The sequence below is a fragment of the Kitasatospora sp. NPDC056138 genome, assembly GCF_042264695.1.
In the GTDB taxonomy this organism is placed as follows: Bacteria; Actinomycetota; Actinomycetes; order Streptomycetales; family Streptomycetaceae; genus Kitasatospora.
In genome coordinates this window covers 1-19,967 of the sequence record NZ_JBHJVK010000077.1, presented here as the reverse complement: position 1 = coordinate 19,967, position 19,967 = coordinate 1, and the positions used below count along the sequence as shown (strand labels likewise).

Annotated in this window: 12 protein-coding genes; 4 read left to right on the top strand and 8 right to left on the bottom strand. The window is 74.7% G+C overall.

What is annotated here, in order from left to right; translation table 11 throughout:
- Positions 1 to 60: 60 nt before the first annotated feature.
- The 7 genes from fabD to ACFC1R_RS32685 all read right to left on the bottom strand — a co-directional run bounded on the left by fabD (position 61) and on the right by ACFC1R_RS32685 (position 14,138).
- Positions 61 to 2,409 (bottom strand): ACP S-malonyltransferase, encoded by a 2,349-nt coding sequence (fabD, locus tag ACFC1R_RS32715; protein ID WP_375944887.1) that lies wholly within the window; start codon positions 2,407 to 2,409, stop codon positions 61 to 63.
- Between the two features lie 131 nt (positions 2,410 to 2,540).
- Positions 2,541 to 3,323 carry an enoyl-CoA hydratase-related protein gene (locus ACFC1R_RS32710; protein ID WP_375944885.1) on the bottom strand — a complete coding sequence of 261 codons (783 nt, stop codon included), beginning with the start codon at positions 3,321 to 3,323 and terminating at the stop codon, positions 2,541 to 2,543.
- 2 nt (positions 3,324 to 3,325) lie between these two features.
- Positions 3,326 to 4,558, bottom strand: a complete 1,233-nt coding sequence (locus tag ACFC1R_RS32705; protein ID WP_375944883.1) for a hydroxymethylglutaryl-CoA synthase family protein — start codon at positions 4,556 to 4,558, stop codon at positions 3,326 to 3,328.
- A 175-nt stretch (positions 4,559 to 4,733) separates the two neighbouring features.
- Entirely contained in the window at positions 4,734 to 5,489 is a 756-nt protein-coding gene (locus tag ACFC1R_RS32700; RefSeq protein WP_375944881.1) for a thioesterase II family protein, read from the bottom strand.
- Complete coding sequence (locus tag ACFC1R_RS32695) at positions 5,467 to 12,603, bottom strand: amino acid adenylation domain-containing protein (protein ID WP_375944879.1); 7,137 nt, start codon at positions 12,601 to 12,603, stop codon at positions 5,467 to 5,469. Before ACFC1R_RS32695 ends, ACFC1R_RS32700 begins: the two co-directional genes overlap by 23 nt.
- Positions 12,604 to 12,677: 74 nt before the next feature.
- The gene (locus tag ACFC1R_RS32690; protein ID WP_375944877.1) at positions 12,678 to 13,112 is read right to left on the bottom strand and encodes a globin; all 435 of its coding nucleotides are present in this window, start codon (positions 13,110 to 13,112) and stop codon (positions 12,678 to 12,680) included.
- Positions 13,113 to 13,343: 231 nt separating this feature from the next.
- Positions 13,344 to 14,138, bottom strand: a complete 795-nt coding sequence (locus tag ACFC1R_RS32685; RefSeq protein ID WP_375944908.1) for an SDR family oxidoreductase — start codon at positions 14,136 to 14,138, stop codon at positions 13,344 to 13,346.
- Between the two features lie 437 nt (positions 14,139 to 14,575).
- Here ACFC1R_RS32685 and ACFC1R_RS32680 point away from each other — a divergent pair, with 437 nt between their 5' ends.
- From ACFC1R_RS32680 to ACFC1R_RS32670, 3 genes are read left to right on the top strand one after another with little or no spacing between them, the layout of a single operon-like run.
- Positions 14,576 to 14,812: a ferredoxin gene (locus tag ACFC1R_RS32680; protein WP_375944876.1), complete on the top strand. Its 237-nt coding sequence runs from the start codon at positions 14,576 to 14,578 to the stop codon at positions 14,810 to 14,812.
- A complete protein-coding gene (locus tag ACFC1R_RS32675) occupies positions 14,802 to 16,196 on the top strand; it encodes an NAD(P)/FAD-dependent oxidoreductase (RefSeq protein WP_375944875.1) in 1,395 nt (464 codons plus the stop codon). The genes ACFC1R_RS32680 and ACFC1R_RS32675 overlap by 11 nt, the downstream gene beginning before the upstream one ends.
- Before the next feature lie 18 nt (positions 16,197 to 16,214).
- Positions 16,215 to 17,450, top strand: coding sequence for a cytochrome P450 (locus tag ACFC1R_RS32670; protein WP_375944873.1), 1,236 nt, complete (start codon positions 16,215 to 16,217; stop codon positions 17,448 to 17,450).
- A gap of 73 nt (positions 17,451 to 17,523) precedes the next feature.
- On the opposite strand, the gene ACFC1R_RS32665 is transcribed toward ACFC1R_RS32670, so the two are convergent.
- Complete coding sequence (locus ACFC1R_RS32665; RefSeq protein WP_375944906.1) at positions 17,524 to 19,344, bottom strand: glycoside hydrolase family 15 protein; 1,821 nt, start codon at positions 19,342 to 19,344, stop codon at positions 17,524 to 17,526.
- A gap of 155 nt (positions 19,345 to 19,499) precedes the next feature.
- On the opposite strand from ACFC1R_RS32665, the gene ACFC1R_RS32660 reads away from it, so the two are divergent.
- Positions 19,500 to 19,829 carry a hypothetical protein gene (locus ACFC1R_RS32660; RefSeq protein ID WP_375944871.1) on the top strand — a complete coding sequence of 110 codons (330 nt, stop codon included), beginning with the start codon at positions 19,500 to 19,502 and terminating at the stop codon, positions 19,827 to 19,829.
- Positions 19,830 to 19,967 lie beyond the last annotated feature (138 nt).

The window sequence follows — 19,967 nt, the reverse complement described above, 5'->3', positions numbered from 1 at the left end:
GCCGGAGGACGCAGGCCGCCGCTGCGCGCGACGCTAGTCCGGGCCCCGTGGCCGGTCTGCTCACAACTGAGCACCGTGCAGGCCCCGGGCCAGCAGCTCGGCGGCCCCGGACATGATCCAGTCGGCGATCCCGGCCACGCTCCGGTCCGGTCCGCCGGACGGTGCCAAGCCACCGACCCCGACCCAGACCCCGACCCCGGCCCCGGCCCCGGCCCCGGCCCCGGCCCCGGCTGCCGATGCGGACGCGGACGCCGCCCGGTTGAACTCCGCCAACTCCGGCCCGCAGCGCAGCTGGTAGTCGGCCGCGCGACCGGGTTCGGCGCGGAGCGCCCAGCGCGCCGACTCCTCCAGATACCAGCGGAAGGCCAGCGCCATCCGCTGCCGCGGCCCGTCGGGCACCGGTCGGCCCGTCACCCGCAGCTCCGCGCACAACCCCTCGCACAGCTCCTCGAAGGGACGGCCGAGTACGGCGCTCTCGATGTGCCGCCTGGTCCGGAAGTCGATGTCGCCGTACGCCCGGTGCGTGCGGTAGAGCCGCAGCAGCCGGTTGGCCCGGGCCGGGAAGAGCGTGCCGCGGCGCACCACCCGGACACGGGCGCCGAGTTCGAAGTGGTCGGCGGCGGGCGCCCACCCGGTGTCCGCCGGCCCTACCGCCGCCAGCAGGGAGCGCACGGCGACGGGTACGGGCGACTCCTCGGCGCACAGGTTGATCCCGGTGGTGACGACGAAGTCGGCGCCGAGGGCGAAGGCCGCGGCCGCCGACACCGGGCCGCCGACACCGGATCCGACGCCGACGTGCAGCGGTTCCCGGTAGCCGTGTGCAGCAGCCGCCCGTTCGGCCGCCTTCCTCACCGAGAACAGCAGTTGACCGGTGTCCGCGACGTGCGCGCGCCAGCCGGAGCCCGCGTCGGTCCAGACGTCGCAGGCGACCGGAAGCCGACGGCCCGCGGCCGCCTCCTCGTCGGTCAGGTCCCCGTCGCGGACCAGCGCGTCGAGCACCGCGTCGGCGGGTGGCGCCAGGAAGGCCGCGGCGTGGTCGGGACCGTGCACCCGGGCGAGGACGTGCCGGACCGCGACCGGGCGGCCGGACGCGTCGAGGTGCGCACCCGAACAGCGGAAGCGCACCAACTCGCGGGTCGGTCCGAGCGGATGGTCCGACTCCACCCGGTCCACCCCCTGCCCCAGCAGGGCGTCCACCATGGCGGCCTCCACCCCGGAGCCCCCCAGCGGCACACCGCCCAGCAGCGCACCACCGGCCACCGCACCACCGGGTGCCGTGCCCGGGCCGACCGCGCCGGGCCGGGTGTCGTGGAACCCCATCAGCCCGGCCCGGCCGAGCGCTGCCACCAGCCCGACGGAGCCCACTCCCGTACCGGAGGAACCGACCAGGTAGGCCCGCCGGAGCCCGTACCGGGCACGGAAGCTCGCGGCGCCCAGCCGCTCCGGCGTGATCGTCGGCACGGGCCGGTGACGCAGCTCGCGCGCACCCTCGGGCAGACGCGCCTCGGGCAGGCGTGTCACCGGCGGGCGCGCCTCGGGCGCACCCTTCGGGAGGTGCTGCTCGGCGACCGCCCACAGCTTGCCGAGCACGCTCCCCGGGCCCAGCTCGACCAGCGCGTCGACCCCCTGCTCGCGCAGGTACCGCAGACTGTCCCACCAGCGGACCGGCCGGAGCAGGTGGCGGTGCAGCAACTCACCGATCGCGCCGGGCAGGTGGGGTCGGGCCGTGACGTTCGAGACCACCGGCACCCGGGGCTCGCGGAAGTCCACCCGCCGCAGCAGTGCGCCGAACTCCTCGGCCGCGCCCGCCATGTGGCGCGAGTGCGCGGCGACGCCGACGTTCAGCAGCACGCACTTGGCCGCACCCGCCGTCCTCAGCACGTCCGCCAGGTCACGGACGGCGTCCTCCGGACCGGAGAGCACGGTCTGGTCGGGCGAGTTGTGGTTGGCGATCTCGACCCCGGCCGCCACCATCGCGGCGCCGGGACCGTCCAGGGCCGCGCGGAGCCGGTCCGACTCCAGGCCGACGACGGCCAGCATCCCGCCGCCGGTCGCCCGGCCCATGATCTCGCCGCGTGCCCGGACGAGGCGCAGCCCGTCCGCGAACCCGAGGCTGCCGGCGGCGAACAGGGCGGCGTACTCGCCGAGGCTGTGTCCGATCAGGAAGTCCGGCGGACCGTCCTCCCGGGCACGCCGCAGGTACATGAGGGCGCTGACCGTGAACAGGGCGGGCTGGAGGTAGCGGGTCTGCTGCAACAGTCGGCGGTCGGCTCCGAGGCAGAGCTCCCGCACCGGGCGGCCGATGATCCCGTCCGCCTCCGCACAGAGGTCGGGGAACTCCTCGAACAGTCCGGCGCCCATCCCCTTGCGCTGGGACCCCTGACCGGGGAAGGCCCATACGGTCGCCATGCGGTCACTCCTTGCGGGTCGGCGGGCGGCTCGGCGGACGGGCCTGCGGGCAGGCCGACGGACGGGTGTGCGGACGGGTCTGCGGACGCAGACCGGCGACCGGCCGGACCTGCGGCAGGCCGACGGGCGGCTCAGCGCTCCCAGGGGTAACGGCCGCTCCGGGCGAACTCCTCGATGCCGGAACGGACCTCCGGCCGGGACATCAGCCGGGCGAACTCCGCCACCGCCCGCTCGCCCTGCTGCTCGCCGATCGGCGCGAGGCCGCCCAGGTAGCGTTTGGCGTCGCCGATCACCGTGCCGTCCAGTCGGGCCAGCCGACCGGCCAGGCGGCGCACGAACTGGCCCGCTTCGTCGGACAGTTCGTCGGCCAGCCCGCAGGCGATGGCCTGCTGGGCGGTCAGCGGCAGGGTGCTCAGGGTCATCGCGGCGGCCCGCTGGTGGCCGGTGCGCCGGACCAGGAAGGGGAGCACGCTGCACGGCAGCAGGCCCCAGAGCAACTCGGGCAGACCGAAGCCGCTGCGGCCGGTGGTGTGCACGAAGTCGCAGGCCGCGACCAGTCCGACGCCGCCGCCGGAGACCCGGCCGTCCACTGTCGCCACCAGCACCCTGGGCGTGGTGGTGAACCGCCGCAGCAGTGCGAAGAAGGCCGCGCCGCCCAGTGCGGCGGCCGGGTCGCCGAGCGTGTCGGCCGCCGGGCCCAGCGCGGCCTCGCGCATGTCCATCCCGGCGCAGAAGGTGGTGCCCTCGGCGTCGAGCACGACCAGGCGGCAGGCGCCGTCCTGCTCCGCGAGGTCGAGCGCCTTGCCGAGCTCGGCGATCAGGGTGGCGTCGACGGCGTTCTGCCGGTCCGGCCGGCGGAGCGTCACCCGCAGCACCGGACCGTCCGCGCGGCAGCTCAGGGTCGTCCAGTCCATGGTCAGCTCCACCGGTAGCGGCGATGGAAGTTCTCGATCCGGTCCAGTACGAGCAGGCCGGCGCCCTCGAACCGCTCCCGGTACACCGCGCCGTACGACGCCGGGTCGAAGACGCGCTCCTGGACGCCGAACGCCCGGTCACCGCTCAGTTCGCCGAGCCGGTCGTACTCCGCGGTGTCGAGCTCGCTGCGCTCGGCGACCGCCCGGCCGATGCCGAACCGCGCCAGGTCCGCCCGGGCACCGCCGCCGACCACCCCGCTGAAGAACTCGGAGGCGCAGCCCGAACCGTACGAGAAGAGCCCGATCCGCTGCGGGCCCTCGGCCGGCCGGGAGTCGATGAGCGAGCACAGCGCGAGGTAGAGCGAGGCGGAGAAGAGGTTGCCGACCCGGCTGCCGTAGCCGAGGCTGCTGCCGACCCGCCGTTCGAAGTCGGCCTCGGCGTCGCGCGGCGACATCCCCAGGTACTTGCGCACCAGCATCCGGTGCGCGCCCTTGACCATGCCGGCGAACGGGACGTGCAGCACCAGGTGGGCGAAGCTCTCCCGCAGGTCGGCGCCGGCCACCCGGTCGAGGTAGGCACCGAAGCTCTGCTCCAGGCAGGTCAGGTACGACAGCAGGGAGAGGTCGGAGTCGACCACGTCGAGGTCGGGCCGGGGCCGGGCGGTGTCCATCACCTCGTAGGTGTGGTAACCGGCCGCGCCCGGGTCGAGCTCCAGGATGCCGGGGCGGTCGCCGATCAGCATGGCGGCGGCGCCGGCGCCCTCGGAGGGCTCCCAGTAGGTGCCCCGGGAGGCGGCGCTCGGTGCGTCGGTGGCGATGACCAGGGCCTTCACGCCGGGCATCGGGTCGGAGCCGACGATCCCCGCGGCGGTGCGCAGTGCCGCGGTGCCGCCGTAGCAGGCGTGCTTCACCTCGAAGGAGCGGCAGCGGGGGTTCAGCCCCAGGTGGTGGTGGATGTAGGTGCTGATCGGCTTGCCCAGGTCGAGACCGGACTCGGTGCCGACCACCAGCAGTTCGATCCGGTCCCGTTCGGCGGAGGTGAGTGCGTCGAGCAGCGGGCGGGCCGCGTTGACCGCGTTGGTGACGGCGTCCTCGCAGGGCAGGTTCACCGATTTCTGATGCATCATCAGATTGCCGAAGCGGGCGAGGTCGAGCCCGCGCGCCCGGAACAGTGACTCGACGTCCACGCAGGCACGCCCGACGTAGGCGTTGATGGCCTCGATGCCGGTCCCCATCCGTGCTCCCTGCCTGCTCGGCGGGCCGCCCTCGCGGCCCGGGGACACCGTTCTACGGCCGCCGGCACCGGCGGTCTGCTCACTTTTGCACGGTCGGCGGACCCGATCCGCCGCCGGAGCGGACCCGATCGCCGCCAGGGCGGACCGGACCGGGGCGGGACCGGCCCCGCTCCGGTCACCTCGGCACGGCCTGCAGCAGGTCGGACCGGATCTCCCGGACCAGCTCCGCTCGCGGGCCGCTGAGATAGAAGTGCCCACCGGTGAAGACCCGCAGCCGGAACGCCACATCCGTGGTCTCGCGCCAGCGGCCCATCTCCTCCGGGGTGACCTCCGGGTCGCGGTCGCCGGTGAAGGCCGACACCGGGCAGCTGAGCCGGGGCCCGTCGGCCGGGGCGTAGGTCTCGTTCAGCTCGAAGTCCGCCCGCATCCCCGGCAGGAACAGCCGTACCAGGTCGGGCTGGTCGAGGACCTCCTCCGGCGTCCCGCCCAACCGCCGCACCGCCGCCAGGAACTCCTCCTGCGGCGCATGCGCGATCGGCCGGCGGCGGGCCGCCAGGTGCGGCGCCCGGCGCCCGGAGACGAGCAGGCGCCGCAACGGTCCGTCGGCCGGTTCGGTGCAGAACCGGCGGGCCACCTCGTAGGCGACGGCGGCACCCATGCTGTGCCCGAACACGGCGAACGGCCGGTCCGCGTACGGCCTGAGCGCCGCCACCAGCGGCTCGATCAGCCGGTTCATCCGGGTGTACGCCGGCTCCAGGTGCCGCGACTCCCGGCCGGGCAGCCGGACCGGGCAGACCTCCACCTCCGGCAGCAGCGCGGCCCGCCAGGGCCGGAAGAAGGCGGTGCCGCCGCCCGCATGGGCGAAGCAGAACAGCCGCACCGCCGCCGGGTCCCGGCCGGTGGCCGCACTAGTCAGCCAGGGGCTGTCCATCGCCACCGTCCTCCCTCGCCCCGGGACCGCCGGAGCGGACCACCAGATGTCCGTACGTCCCGCTCGCGCCCAGCGCGTTGATCAGCGCGCGGCGGACGACCCCGTCCGCGCCGTCCCACGGGGTGGGCCGGTCCACCAGGCGCAGCGGGAGGCAGCCCCAGTCGACCAGCGGGGCGGGCTGGTCCGCCACCAGCGTGGGGGCCAGCATCCCGTGCTTCAACTGGAGTACCACCTTGGCCAGTTGGGACAGTCCGGCGGCGGACTCCAGGTGGCCGATGTTGGGTTTGAGGGTACCCACGGGAAGCGGCCGGTCCCGCCCGTCGCCGTCGAACACGGTGGCCAGCGCCTCGACTTCGGCGGCATCGGCGATGCTCGCACCGGCCGCCGCGCACTCCGCGTACCCGATGTCCGAGGGGCAGAGGCCGGATCCGGCCAGCAGCCGCTCCACCGAGGCCGCCAGCGCCTGCGAGCGCGGGGCGCCGTAACGGCCGCTCCGCCCCGCGTGCCCGATGGCGGACGCCTCGATCACCGCATGCACCAGATCGCCGTCGCGGGCGGCCGGTTCGGCCGGCCTCAACAGGACGGCCCCGGCGCCCTCGCCGGGCGACCACCCGGAGGCAGCGCCGTCGAACGCCCCCGCCGTGCCGTGCTCCGCGAGCAGGCCGAGGTCGGCGAGCAGGTCGAGGTGGTACGGGTGCGTGATCAGGTTGACGCCCGCGACCACGGCCGCGTCGCACTCGCCCAGCCGCAGGCTCTGCACGGCCAGGTGCAGGGCCGCGAGCGAGGACGAGCAGGAGGTGTCCACGGCCACGCTGGGCCCCTGGAAGTCGAAGACGTGCGAGATCCGGTTCGGGATGTCGGAGGCCGCCGCGGCGAACTCGGCCGGCCCGCCCGCCCGGTGCCGGTCGGCGCCGGTCTGCCGGTGGTCGTGCCACATGACGCCGACGAAGACGCCGACCCGCCCGCCGGTGCGCCGCAGCGAGGCGGCCGTGTGCCCGGCGTTCTCCAGGCACTCCCAGACCACCTGGAGGACCGCCTTCAGCTGCGGGTCGAGGGTCGCCGCCTCCTGGGGCGAGATCCGGAACAGCAGGCTGTCGAAGCCGTCCGGGCCCTGGAGGTATCCCCCGTCCGGGAACGGCCGGTCGGCTGCGGCGCCGCGGGCTGCGGCCAGCGCGGCGGCCCGACCGGCCGGGAGGGGGCGCACCGAGCGGCGGCCGGTGCTCAGGTTGCGCCAGAACCCGTCCAGGCCGGCCGCGTCGGGGTACCGGCCGGCCATGCCGATCACCGCCACCTCCGCCGCCCGGCCGCCGTTCCCGGCCCCGGCGGACGACCGTGCGCTGCGCAGCGCACCGGTGGTCGCCTCGGCGGGTGCAGGGGCGGTGGTCGCCTCATCGGATGCGGGGGCGGCGGGCGCCTCACCGGCTGCGGGGGCGGCGAGCGCCTCACCGGATGCGGGGGCGGCGGGCGCTTCGGGGGCCACCGCCCCGCCGATGAAGGCGTGCAGGAACCGCTGGCCGGCGTCGAGCCGGAAGTGCTCGCGCACGGCGTCGAACCGCATCGTGCCGACCGGGCACAGCCCGATGCCCGCTGCCGCCTGGCCGCTCATCAGCAACTGCCCGACGTAGCCGGCCTCCAGGGTCAGGAACTCGCCGGCCAGCTCGCCGTACAGCGGCTCGATGCCCTTCGGCTGCCCGATCAGGTAGATCTCGAACCCGGCCGCGTCGAAGACCGGACGGTTGTAGAAGAAGTGCGCGTTGCGGTCGATGCCGGAGACCTCGGCGACCCGCTGGAGGACGTGCCGGTCCGGCCGGTAGTAGTAGACGCCTTCCGGCAGGCCGGCCACGCCACCGGGTCTGACGTGCAGGTAGACCTGCACCGCGTAGGTGTCCCCGGCGGAGGGGTAGAGGTGGCGGGGCCTGCCGCCGCGCTCGTCCCGGCGGAGCAGGGCGAGCAGGCCGCCGAGCGCCTCGGCGGGGACCGGCTCCGGGACGAAGTCGCGGCGGCTGGCCCGGGCCGCGTACTGCTCCTCGGGGATCTCGACGGCGGTCAGCGCGAAGAGGTGCTCGTCCGGCCGTTCGGGGCGCAGCTGCCACTGGGCGGCCTTGAACTCCCGGCGCTGCTCCGGGGAGAAGAAGTCGACCTCGGCGGGGGCGGTCGCGACCGGGCCGGTCTCGGCGGGGGCGGGGCCGGTCCCGGCGGCGCTCCCCTCCTCGGCCTGCCCCGGGTCCGGCTCGGACGGCCCTCCGGCGGCCCGCTCGACGACGGGCGGTGCGGCCGGCCCCGCCGCGCCGAGCAGCAGCGCGGCGACCTGCCGGGCGATCTCCGAGACGGTGGGGTCGGCCAGCAGCGCGGAGACCGGTATGCGCTGTCCGTGCCGCTCCTGGAGCGCCGCCGAGAGCTGCACCATGGTGAAGGAGGTGACGCCCTGGTCCCAGAGGTCCTGGTCGGGGTCGACGGACGCCACGCCCAGCAGCCCGGCCAGCAGCCCCCGGATCTCCTCGGCGATCGGGGCCGCCGCACGGCCGCCCGCCGCGGGCTCACCGGCCGCCGTCGGCGCCCCCGTGTCCACCGGGACCGCACCGGGCGCGTCCAGCGGCCAGGGCAGCGCCGCACGGTCCAGCTTGCCGTTCGGCGACGCCGGGTAACCCGGCACGAACGCGAGGAAGTTGGGGACCATGTAGCCCGGCAGCGTCTCCCCCGCGAAGTCCCGCAGCTCGCGCACCGAGGGGATGGCGGTGCCGTCCGCGGCGACCAGGTAGGCGACCAGTTTGCGATCACCGGTGGAGTCCGGACGGGCCAGCACCACCGCGTCCTGCACGGCCGCATGGAGCCGCAGCCGGTGCTCGATCTCGCCGAGTTCGACCCGGTGTCCACGGATCTTGACCTGACCGTCGGCCCGGCCCAGGAAGCACAGGTTGCCGTCCGGCAGGTGGCAGGCCCGGTCGCCGGTCCGGTACATCCGCTCGCCGGAGCCGGGCCGGAACGGGTCGGCCGGGAAGCGTTCCGCGGTCAGCTCCCGCTGCCCGTGGTACCCGAGGCTCAGGCACGGCCCCGCGATGTACAGGTCGCCCGCAACCCCGACCGGACAGGGCTCGAACCGCTCGTCCAGGACGTAGTAGCGGGCGTTGTCGATCGGCCGGCCGTAGGGGATGCTGCGCCACTCGGGGTCGATCTCCCCGACCCGGAACCAGTTGGACCACACCGTCGCCTCGGTGGCCCCGCCCAGACTGACGATCTCGGCCCGCGGGAAGACCGCGCGCACCCGGTCGGGCAGCGGCAGCGGCGTGTAGTCACCGCTGAGGAAGACCAGCCGCAGGTCGGCGGTGCCCGGATGTCCGGTGAACTCGGCCAGCAGCGGCGCGAGTTGGGCGAGCGTGGTGGGGGCCGAGTTCCAGAAGGTGATCGGCTCCGCCACCAGCACCCGGGCCAGCAGTGCCGGATCGCGCTGCTCCGCCTCGTCGGCCAGGTACAGCCCGGCACCGCGCCCGAGCAGCCCGAGGATGTCGAACACCGACAGGTCGAAGCCCAGCGAGGTGACGCACAGTCCGGTGTCCTCCGGCCCGAAGCCGAACGTCCGGTAGCACCAGTTGAGCAGGTTCAGCACCGGTCGGTGCGCCACCGCCACGCACTTGGGCCGCCCGGTGCTCCCCGAGGTGAAGATGAAGTACGCGGTCGAGTCGGCCGAGTTGAGCGGCGGGAGGTTCCCGGGGTCGTCGCCGTCACCGGCCCGCACCACCTCGTCCAGGTCGACCTGCCGCAGGCCGTGCGGGCCCGGCCAATCGCCCCGGGAGCCGTCGGTGACCACGACCGCGGCGCCGCCGTCGGCGACCATCCCGCGGGCCCGAGCGGCGGGCAGCGAGGGCTCGACCGGCAGGTAGACGCCACCGGCCTTGAGCACGCCGAGCACGGCCACCGCCATCCCGGGTCCGCGCCGCACCGAGATCGCCACCGGCACCTCGGGACCGACCCCGAGCCCGCGCAGCCGCCGGGCGAGCAGGTTCGCCCGGCGGTTCACCTCGCGGTACGTCATGGTGCCACCGCGCCAGCGCAGCGCGACCGCCTCCGGCTGCTCCGCCGCCCGGTCCTCGAAGAGGCACTGCACCGGACGGTCGTCCGGGTAGTCGGCGGCGGTGTCGTTCCAGTCGTACAGGAGCCTGCGCCGCTCGGCCTCCGCCGCACCGGCCCCGGGCCCGCCTGGCACGCCCTCCGCCGCACCCACCGCCGCACCGACCCCGGGCCCGCCCGCCGCAGCGGCCGGCAGGCCGGATCCGGCCGCGGCCGCCACGGACTCCGGTACGGCCAGCGCGGCCCGGAAGCGCGCGAACAGCTCCACCAGCCGGCCTTCCGGGAAGGCGTCCGCCGCCGCGTCCCAGCCGATCTCCAGGACCCGCCCGTCGTCGACGGTGACACAGTCCAGTGCGACACCGGGCGTGGCCGTCCGCCAGGGCCCGGCCTCGACGCCCGGCGGCAGCGGGTCCGCGCCCAGGTCGAGGACGCAGGTGTAGACGACGGGGTGGGCGAAACTCCCGGAGCGGCGCAGCCGCATCGCCCTGGCCCGCAGCTGGACCAGACCGTCCGCCGCGTCCATCGCGGCGTCCTCGTCCAGCGTCCGCTGGTACCGGACCGCCGCCGCTTCGGCCGACGGGTCGCCGCCGGGCGCCACCACCCAGCTCAGCGCGGTGAGTTCAGCCGGTCTGGCCGGTTCGCGCGAAGCGCTCCAGCGGACCACCGGGACGGCGAACGGCTCCGGCCAGTGGCCGGTGAGCGCCTCGGTGAAGGCCGCCAGCAGCAGCGCGTCCAGGCCGGTGCCCAGCCGTGCGGCCCGATCGGCGAGCGGCGCCCGGTCGAGCCGGAGTTCCAGCCGCAGGCGCGGCCCGCGGCCCGGCTCGACCGGCGGACCGGACGGCAGCTCCGCCACCCGCTCCCGCCAGTGCGCCTCGGCCTCGGCCAGCGAGGCGGCGTCGTCGGCACCGGGCACCGGCGCACCCGCCGGGAGCCCCCGGCGCGGGGCGGCACCCGGATCGGCGTACAGCCGCATGAGGTCGCGGCCGAGCAGGGTGATGCTGCGCGCGTCCGCCACCAGCAGGTCGACCGTGAGGTGCACCTCGGCGGCGCCGGTGTCCTCCACGGTGGCCGTCAGTTCCCACAGCCGGTCGGCGTCCGGTGGGAACGGCCGGGTGGACGGCCCGGTCCCGAGGTCCGCAGGGACGGCGGCGGCGCCGGGGCCGGTCACCGGCAGGTGCCAGGGCGGGGCCTGCGCGGCGGTCAGCAGCCGGCCGTCCGGCGTCACCGTGGAGCGCAGTACGTCGTGCTCCCGGACGAGCCGGAGCCAGGCCGCCTCCAGCCGGTCGTGGTCCAGCCCGGGCAGCCGGAAGCTCTGGTGGACCTGGCAGCCCTCGCCGTCGGGACCGCCGCCCGCCCGCGCCACCAGGTAGGACTGCTGCAGCGCGTTCAGCGGGCGCACCAGCGCTTCTTCTCCGACCATGCCCGTGACCCGCTCCGCTCCCGCGACCCGTCGCAGGGCGGCCTCGAACGCGGCGAACAGCCGGTCGGCCAGGCCGTCGGCGAACAGCCGCTCCGCGACGTCCCAGCGGAAGTCGAGCCCGCCGTCGCGCTCCCACATCTGGTGGTCGAGCGCGACGCCGGACGTCTGGCTGACGGCGTAGCGGATACCGTCCGCGAAGCTGCCGACCGGCCGGTCCGGGCGGCTGGTGTCGACCATGCTGGTGAAGACCACCGGCAGCTGCTCCCCGGGGCGCCGCTCGCGCAGCGCCTCGATCCCGGACACGGCGGCGTGGCCGAGGTCCTCCCAGAGCAGGCGGTGCACGGTGCGCGCCGCGTCGGCCGTGGTCGGGCGGGCCTCGGTGACGAACACCACGGTCGAGGTGAAGGGCCCGACCAGCCGGTCCGCGGCGGCGGGCAGCCGCAGCCGGTCGCTGGCGGTCAGCACCAGCGTCAGCGGACCGTCCGGGTCGGCGCCGCCGAGCACCTCGGTGAAGACGGTGAGCACCAGGGAGGTCGGCGACACACCCCAGTCCAGCGCGCCCTCGCGCAGCGCCTGCCAGTCCTTGGCGTCCAGCCGGCCGGTCCGCGGGGTGCGCAGGAAGCAGTCCGGACCGTCCGGGCGGGTGGCTGCGGCGGACGCCAGCACCCTCGGCCCGGGCGGCAGTTCGGCCAGCCGCCGGGTCCAGTACTCGGCGTCGGCGCGGTAGGCGGGCGTGGTGCGGTGCCGGGCCAGGGCGAGCACGCAGTCCCGCACCGAGAACGGCACGGGCTCCGGCTCCCACCCGGGGTCGCGGTACCAGTGCCACCAGTCGTCCAGCAGCACCTCCAGACCGTGGCCGTCGGTGAGCATCGCGTCGACGGAGAAGTGCACCACGGCGCGGCCGTCGGCCGTCCGGGTCACCTCGATCCGGTAGGCGGGCCACGCGCCCGGCGGGTAGCGGTGGTGCGAGAGCCGCTGCCGGGCCTCGGCGACCCGTGCCTCGAACTCCTCAGGCGACTCTGCCTGACGCACCGTCATCCCCTCGGGGGGCGCGTCCTCGGACACCCGTTGGAGGACCCCGCCGCTGACGGTGCTCCGGAGCATCCCGTGGTGCTCCACGACCCGCCGCCAGGCGGCCCGCAGCCGGGCCACGCCGGTGTCGTCCAGGCCCTCCACCCCGAACTCCAGGTACTGGTGGCAGCCGACCGCGTCCGGCCCGAGCTCCACGTACTTGCCGACCGTGTACGCCTGCTGGATCGGCGTCAGCGGGAACGGGTCGCCGCGCTCGGCCGGCCGCGCGCGGACCACCGGCGCGGCCGGGGCGCGGCCGTCCGGCACCAGCGCCGCGAGCCGCCGGGCGAGCTCCCCCGGGTCGTGGCAGTCGCCCAGCAGTCTCAGCGGCACCTCGACGCCGAGCCTGTTCTCCAGCTCCATCACCAGCCGTGCCGCGGCCAGCGAGGACAGGCCCAGGGAGGACAGCGGCACGGTCCCCGAGACCTCGGTCCCGGCCGGCAGGAGCTCGTGCAGCAGGTCGAGGACGATGTCGGCGACCTCGTCCGCCGACCGCTGCCGCTGCGCCGGGGCCGGGGCCGGCTGTCCGGCCCGGGCGCTGTCAGGTACGGAGTGCATCGGAACCTCCCAGGCCGAGCAGGCGGGGTGCGTACCCGGGCGGGCAGGAGCGGGTACGGATCGGACGCCGGCAGTCACCACTGCCAGGGGCTGAGCTCCGGATAGGGCGGCCGGTAGGGCGGGGTGTCGGAGCGCGAGATCTTCACGGAGAACCCCGCGGCCTTGCGCACGTTGGCGGCCAGGGCCTCCCGGAACCGCTCGTCCGGGGGAAGTCCGGTGGCGTCGGCGGCCGCCAGCAGCAGCGCGACGAAACGCTCCCCCTGCTCGTCGGAGATGTTCCGGCCGAGGTGGGCGAGCATCAGCGCGCCGAAGCCGCCGGCCTTGTCGGAGTAGCCCCGGGAGCCGCCGAGCATCTCGACGAAGAACGCCGTCAGGTGGTCGACGTGGTGCCCCGAGCCGTGGGCGAACAGCGGCTCCAGCAGCGCGTCGCGCAGCACCGTGCCGTGGAAGTGCTCGGCGAACCGCCGTATCGCCGGTTCCCCTCCGACGTGTTCGTACATGGTGGTCATCGCGCCTCCTGAGCCGATCCGGCGAGCCGGGGCCGACGCTACCGAGGGCGGGGCGGGGCGGTCTGCTCAACTTTGCGCACGGCGATCGACGGCCACCGGGCCCGGGCCCGCAGCGGAAGAGCGACCGGCGGCCGGCCAGAGGTCAGCGGGTCCGGACGCCAGGGGATCAGGAGATCAGGACGCCGTCGGGGGAACGGGGACGGCTGCCCCGGGCCAGGGCGGTGCCGCCGGTCAGCCGCCGGTGGCGAAGCCGGGGAACAGCGTCATCCCGCCGTCGACGTAGAGCGTGGCGCCCACGACGTAGTCGAACAGGTCGGACGCCAGCGCGGCGACCGCGGTGGCGATGTCCTCCGGGTCGCCGACCCGGCCGTAGGGGATCAGGCCGAGCAGGGCGGCCTCCGCCTCCCGGGAGTCCCAGGCGCTGCGGTTGATGGGGGTGCGGATCGCCCCGGGGGCGACCGCGTTGACCCTGATCTTGTGGGGGGCGAGCTCCTGGGCCAGGGTCTGCATCATCATCAGCACACCGCCCTTGGAGGCCGCGTAGTTCACGTGCCCGGCCCAGGGGATGATCTGGTGGACCGAACTCATGCAGATGATCTTCCCGGCGGACTTCGACACCTCGGGGACGACGCCCCTGCGCAGGAACTCCTTGACCGCCTCCCGGGCGCACAGGAACTGGCCGGTCAGGTTGACGTCCAGGACCTTCTGCCACTGGGCCAGCGTCATGTCGGTGACGCCCGCGTCCCGTTGCAGACCCGCGTTGGCCACCAGGACGTCGATCGTGCCGAACTCGTCGACCATCCGGGAGACCATCGCGACCACCTGGTCCTCCTGGGACACGTCCGCCTCGTGCGCGTACGCCCGCACCCCGAAGCCCTCGATCTCCCGGACCACCGCCTCGGCGGATTCGCGATCGGACACGTAGTTGACCACGACGTCGGCGCCCACCTTCCCCAGGCCGATCGCGGTGGCCTTGCCGATCCCGGAGTTCGCGCCGGTGACCAGCGCCTTCTGGCCTCTGAGCAGCGGGAAGGAGGTGCTCGGGCGGCTCTCGCCGGCGCTGGTTCCCACGGGTGTCTCCCTGCCTGTCGCGACGCCGCTGTCGGTGTCGGTGTCGGTGTCGATAACGGATCCGGCTGTCGGTGTCGGAGTCGGTGCCGGAGTCGACGACGGAACACAAGCACCGCCGCCGCCGTGCGGTGCGGCCCGGCGCAGCCCGCTGGCCCGTCCGGGGGAGGACTGTCAGGCCAACGGCGTAGCACCCCGGCGGGCCCGCGGTGCTCCGGCAGCCGGGGCGTGGCGGCGCGGGGGCCGCTTGCGGCGCCTCACCCCGTTGACCGGGTGGACGTGCGCCCCTCCCGGGGCTCTTCCATCCTGGCCGGGGACATCCCGTGTCCGGGCTGGATGCCGGCTCGCCTCAGCGGTGGCGCCCAGACCATGCCGGCGAAGAAAACGGAGACCTCATGAGGCTTGTCGTTGACCTCAACCGATGCCAGGGGTACGCGCAGTGTGCCTTCCTCGCCCCGGAGGTGTTCACCATGCACGGTGACGAGGCGCTGATGTACGACCCACGGGCCGATGAGACGCAGCGGGAGAACGTCCTGCGCGCTGCGGCGGCATGCCCGGTGAAGGCCATCATCGTGGAAGCCGAGGACGGCGCTGCGACCGCGGGCGAGGCGGGTGCCTCCCATGTCGCTTGACGGATCGCTGGAGAGGTTCAGGCGCGAGGGACGGATCGTCGTCGTGGGCGCCTCGCTGGCGGGTCTGCGGGCCGCCGAGACGCTGCGGGAGGAGGGCTTCGCCGGCACTCTCGTCATGGTCGGCGACGAGCCCTACGAGCCGTACGACCGGCCGCCGCTGTCCAAGCAGGTGCTGCTCGGCAAGGTGCCGGCCGACCACACGGCGCTGCCCCCGCGCCGGGCGCTGGACGCGCAGTGGCGGCTCGGCGTCGCGGCCACCGGTCTGGACGTGGCGCGCAAGCGGGTGCAGCTCGCCGACGGTGACGCGGTCGAGTACGACCGGCTGCTGATCACGACCGGTGTCCGGGCCCGCCCCTGGCCGCACGAGCTGGAGGCCGACCTGGACGGGGTCTTCGTCCTGCGCACCACGGACGACGCGGCTCAGTTGCACCGCCGGCTGAGCGCGGGCCCGCGCCGGGTGCTGGTCATCGGGGCCGGCTTCACCGGGTCCGAGATCGCCTCCGCCTGCCGCGAGCGGGGACTGGAGGTCACCGTCGCCGAACGCGGGGCGGCTCCGCTGGTGGGTGCACTCGGCGGCGTGGTGGGTGAGGTGGCCGCGAAGATGCAGCGTGAGGCCGGTGTCGACCTGCGGTGCGGTGTCACGGTGACCGGACTGGAAGGGGACCCGGCGGGACGTCTGCGGTGCGCGCACCTCTCCGACGGCAGCACGGTCGAGGCGGAGGTGGCGGTCGTCTGCCTGGGCGCGACGCGCAACACCGAGTGGCTCGCCTCCTCCGGTCTCGGCGCGGGCCCGCGCGGGATCGCCTGCGACGCCGGCTGCCGGGCCTTCGACGTGCGCGGCATCGTCACGGACGACGTCTTCGTCGCCGGGGACGTGGCCCGCTCGCCGCACCCGCTCTTCGGTTACCAGTTCCTCTCCCTGGAGCACTGGGGCAACGCGATCGCGCAGGCCGAGGTGGCGGCCCACAACATGATCAGCTCCAGTTCGGAGCGCCGTCCGCACGTCTGGACACCGTCCTTCTGGTCGGCGCAGTTCGGCGTCAACATCAAGTCCGTCGGTGTGCCGCCGATGGCCGACCAGATCATGGTCGTCCAGGGGGCGCTGGCCGAGCGGCGCTTCACCGCGGTCTACGGCCACCAGGGCCGCGTGATCGCCGCGGTCACCTTCGACCAGGCGAAGTGGCTGGAGTTCTACCAGCAGCAGATCGAACAGGCCGCGCCGTTCCCGCCCGAGTTCACCACGGTCGACCGGCGGCCCGAGGAGGCGCATCCGGTACCGGCCGAGTTCCCCGACCCCTCGCTGCCCTCCCACGGCCCCACGGTCACCCTCAGCGGCCACTCACCGACCGACCGGCGGATCTCGTTCACGCCCCTCCACGCCTGACCCGGAAGGATCCACACGATGACGTCGGTCGCACTCCTGCACCAGATCACCGACTACGCCAACCGCGCCGACCCGTACCCCCTGTATGCCGAACTCCGGAAGACCCCGGTGGTGCAGGACGAGGCCGGCCCGTACCTGGTGAGCACGTACTGGGAGATCCACAGTCTGCTCCACGACCCGCGGGTGAGCTCCGACGCCCGCAACCTCGCCCCCGGGGCCGGCCTGGTCGACCCGGAGGAGGACCCGAACCTGCCGCCGACCTTCCTCAAGCTCGACCCTCCCGAGCACGACCGGCTGCGGCGGCAGGCCATGCGGACGTTCGGGCCCCCGCACACGCCGCGGCGGGTGTTCGACATGCGCGGCGAACTCGCCGAGATCGTCACCGGGCTCGTCGACGGTTTCCAGGGCCGGGACCAGATCGACCTGGTGGACGACTTCTCCTACCCCTTCCCGGTCACGGTGATCTGCCGGCTGCTCGGGATCCCCCGCGAGGACGAGCCGCGCTTCCACGGCTGGGCCGACACGCTCGCCGCCAGCATCGACCCCGCCACCGGCTCGGCCGAGGAGCGCCAGACGCAGCAGGAGGTCGTCCGGCGGGCCCGGGGCGAACTCTCCGCCTACCTGGCCGAGTTGATCGAGGACCGCCGCCGTTCGCCGCGCGACGACATGCTCTCCGCGCTGGCCGCCGGCCAGGGACCGGACGGCGCGATGTCCCCGATGGAGATGGTCAGCACCGCGGCGCTGCTGCTGATCGCCGGCCACGAGACCACGGTCAACCTCATCACCAACGGGATGCTCACCCTGCTGCGCAACCCCGACGTCCTGCAGCGGCTGCGCGACGACCCCGGCCTGGCCATGCCGCTGGTGGAGGAGCTGCTGCGGTTCGAGCCTCCCGTGCAGCTGCTGCCGCAGCGCAGCACGCTGGCCGACATCGACATCGCCGGGACCACCATCCCCAAGGGCGCGTCGCTGTGGCTCGTGCTCGCCTCCGGAAACCGGGATCCCCAGCGGTTCCTCGACCCGGACCGGTTCATTCCCGACCGTCCCGACAACCAGCACCTGGGCCTCGGCAGCGGCATCCACAACTGCTTCGGCGCCCCGCTCGCCCGGCTGGAGGCACAGCTCGCCCTGACCGAGCTCGTCCGGCGGCTCGACAATCCGCGCCTGGTCGAGGACCCTCCCCCGTACCGCCGGAACGCGGTCCTGCGCGGGCCCCGGCACCTGGGCATCGCCGTCGACGGACTCAAGCGGTAGCGCCGGCACCGCCCCCGCGCCCCGGTCCGCCCCGTACGGGTGGGCCGGGGCGCGGTGGTACCCGGACCGGTTCCTACGGCCGGTCGCGCTGCCGGTCGAGGGCGTCGTCGAGGGTGGTGGCCGCCATGATCAGCGAGAGGTGGGTGAACGCCTGCGGGAAGTTGCCCAGCTGCTCGCCGCTGGGGCCGATCTCCTCCGCGAAGAGGCCGACGTGGTTGGCGTAGGTCTGCATCTTCTCGAAGGCGTAGCGCGCCGGGCGGAGCCGGCCTGCCCTGGCCAGGGCATCCACGTAGAGGAAGGTGCAGAGGCTGAAGGTGCCCTCGGAACCGCGCAGACCGTCGGGCGAGGCCGCCGGGTCGTAGCGGTAGACCAGGCTGTCGGACACCAGCGTGCGTTCCATCGCATCGAGCGTCGACAGCCAGCTCTCGGTCCGGGGGGCCATGAACCCGACCCGGGGGATGAGCAACAGCGCGGCGTCGAGCACCTCGCCCCCGTAGGACTGGACGAGGGACTGCTCCCTCGCGTTCCAGCCGCGCTGCATCACCTGTTCGAGGATGGTGTCGCGGGCGGCGGTCCAGCGGACGGTGTCGGCGGGGCGGCTGTAGTCGGCCGCCAGCCGCAGGCCGCGGTCGAAGGCCACCCAGCACATCACCCGGCTGAAGGTGAAGTCCTTGCGTCCGCCCCGGGTCTCCCAGATGCCCTCGTCCGGGCGGTCCCAGGAGTCGGCGAGCCAGTCCAGGGTCCGGGCCAGGTTCTTCCAGCCGTGGTAGCCGGCCCGCAACGAGACCTCGTGGCCCTCGGCCAGGGCGTAGAGCGCCTCGCCGTAGATGTCGAGCTGCAGCTGATCGGCGGCGGCGTTGCCCGCACGCACCGGGTAGGAGCCGCGGTAGCCCTCGAAGTGCTCGAGGACCTCCTCGGTCAGCCCCGGGTCCCCGTCCACCCGGTACATGATCTGGAGCGGTTCTCCGCCGTCCTCCACGCCCCGCAGCCGGTCGCCCAGCCAGCCGGTGAACCGGGCGGCCTCCTCGGCGAACCCCAGGTCGAGCAGCGCTCGTACCGACAGCGAGCCGTCGCGGACCCAGGTGTAGCGGTAGTCCCAGTTGCGCTCACCGCCGACCTGCTCGGGCAGGCCCATGGTGGCGGCGGCGACGGGGGCGCCGGTCGGGTCGTAGGTCAGCAGCTTGAGGGTGATCGCGGACCGGTTGACCATGCCCTGCCACCGGCCGTGGTACCGGGAGGCGCGCACCCAGCGGTGCCAGAAGTCCACGACCTCCCACAACTGCTCGGTGATGCTGCCCGGGGTCGGGGGCGGCGGTGCCTCCACGTCCGGTCCGCCGACGGTGAGGACGGCGGCGGCCGTCTCCCCCGCGTTGAGGGTGACCGTGCCCCGCACGTCCCGGGCGTCCGGCTGGAGCGGAAAGGTGCTCTGCAGGTGCGCGGTGACGCCCGGCGCCCGGAAGGTGGCGGTGTCGGCCCCCAGGTCGAGGTCGTGGGCGGCCCGGCCGTAGTCGAAGCGCGGGCGGCACTCCATGACGAAGCGCACCGTGCCGCGCACGACCCGCACCCCGCGGACCAGGACGTGCCGGTCGGTGGGCGTGCCCGTCCGGTCCGGGGGCATGTAGTCGTAGACCTCGCCGACCCCGTCGGGCGACATGAACCGCGTCACCAGGACCGCGGTGTCCGGGTAGTAGAGCTGCCTGCAGGTGGTGCTCCGTTCCTCCGGTCCGAGCAGGAAGTAGCCACCGCGGTCGTGGTCGAGCAGCGCGGCGAAGATGCTGGGCGAGTCGAACCGGGGGGCCGCGAACCAGTCCACGACCCCCTGGGAGGAGACCAGGGCGGCGGTCTGCAGGTCACCGACGAGGCCGTGGTCGGCGATGGGCGGGTATCGATCCATGGTCATCCAGCCTCCCTGCGAGCCCCCTTCCAACTGTCCGCCTGGTCCGGCCGGTTGGCGAGACGGAGCCCGGGCGGCCGCGCCCACGGCCGGCCGGCCGGGCCTACCTGGCCGCATGCCGTGACCACAACGGCCCTACGGCTGTTTCACCGGGTATGACCGTCTACGAGTTCCAGGCCAGCCGTCCCGCCCGACCGGCCCGGCACGGCGGAACACCCCGGCACCCGGTCGCCCCGACCGCCTCCGACCCGCACACCTGTCCGTCGGCCGTGTCCGCCGCCGAGCAGTCCCTGGTGGGGCTGCGCGCCGCCGCCCGCCTGCACGACCTGCGCGAGATCTCGCTGCCTGCGGCCGTGGCCGAGGCCGCCGCCGAGCTTCTGGAGGCCGCCGCCGAGTGGTGCGCGGACCCGGTGGCCCGTGACGCCATGCGTGGCACCGTGGTCCGGCTGCGGCAGGCCCTCGGGGAGCAGCCCGCCTGGCTGTGAAGGCCGGCGCCGTGCGGCCGACCGGGGTCCGGTGGCGGGCCGCCGGCTCCCGCCGGTCGCCGGTCGGCAGCGCGGGCGGTCGGCGTGACCGGATTCGCCCAAACCGCCGGTCCCGACCACAGCCGGCCGGTGCCTCGC

Bases quoted from the DNA above. Each gene is read 5' to 3' on its own strand.
- ACFC1R_RS32690 (WP_375944877.1), bottom strand. From the start codon at position 13,112: ATGACCACCATGTACGAACACGTCGGAGGGGAACCGGCGATACGGCGG.
- ACFC1R_RS32665 (WP_375944906.1), bottom strand. From the start codon at position 19,344: ATGGATCGATACCCGCCCATCGCCGACCACGGCCTCGTCGGTGACCTG.
- ACFC1R_RS32680 (WP_375944876.1), top strand. From the start codon at position 14,576: ATGAGGCTTGTCGTTGACCTCAACCGATGCCAGGGGTACGCGCAGTGT.
- ACFC1R_RS32710 (WP_375944885.1), bottom strand. From the start codon at position 3,323: ATGGACTGGACGACCCTGAGCTGCCGCGCGGACGGTCCGGTGCTGCGG.
- ACFC1R_RS32660 (WP_375944871.1), top strand. From the start codon at position 19,500: ATGACCGTCTACGAGTTCCAGGCCAGCCGTCCCGCCCGACCGGCCCGG.
- ACFC1R_RS32675 (WP_375944875.1), top strand. From the start codon at position 14,802: ATGTCGCTTGACGGATCGCTGGAGAGGTTCAGGCGCGAGGGACGGATC.
- ACFC1R_RS32705 (WP_375944883.1), bottom strand. From the start codon at position 4,558: ATGGGGACCGGCATCGAGGCCATCAACGCCTACGTCGGGCGTGCCTGC.
- ACFC1R_RS32695 (WP_375944879.1), bottom strand. From the start codon at position 12,603: ATGCACTCCGTACCTGACAGCGCCCGGGCCGGACAGCCGGCCCCGGCC.
- ACFC1R_RS32700 (WP_375944881.1), bottom strand. From the start codon at position 5,489: ATGGACAGCCCCTGGCTGACTAGTGCGGCCACCGGCCGGGACCCGGCG.
- fabD (WP_375944887.1), bottom strand. From the start codon at position 2,409: ATGGCGACCGTATGGGCCTTCCCCGGTCAGGGGTCCCAGCGCAAGGGG.
- ACFC1R_RS32670 (WP_375944873.1), top strand. From the start codon at position 16,215: ATGACGTCGGTCGCACTCCTGCACCAGATCACCGACTACGCCAACCGC.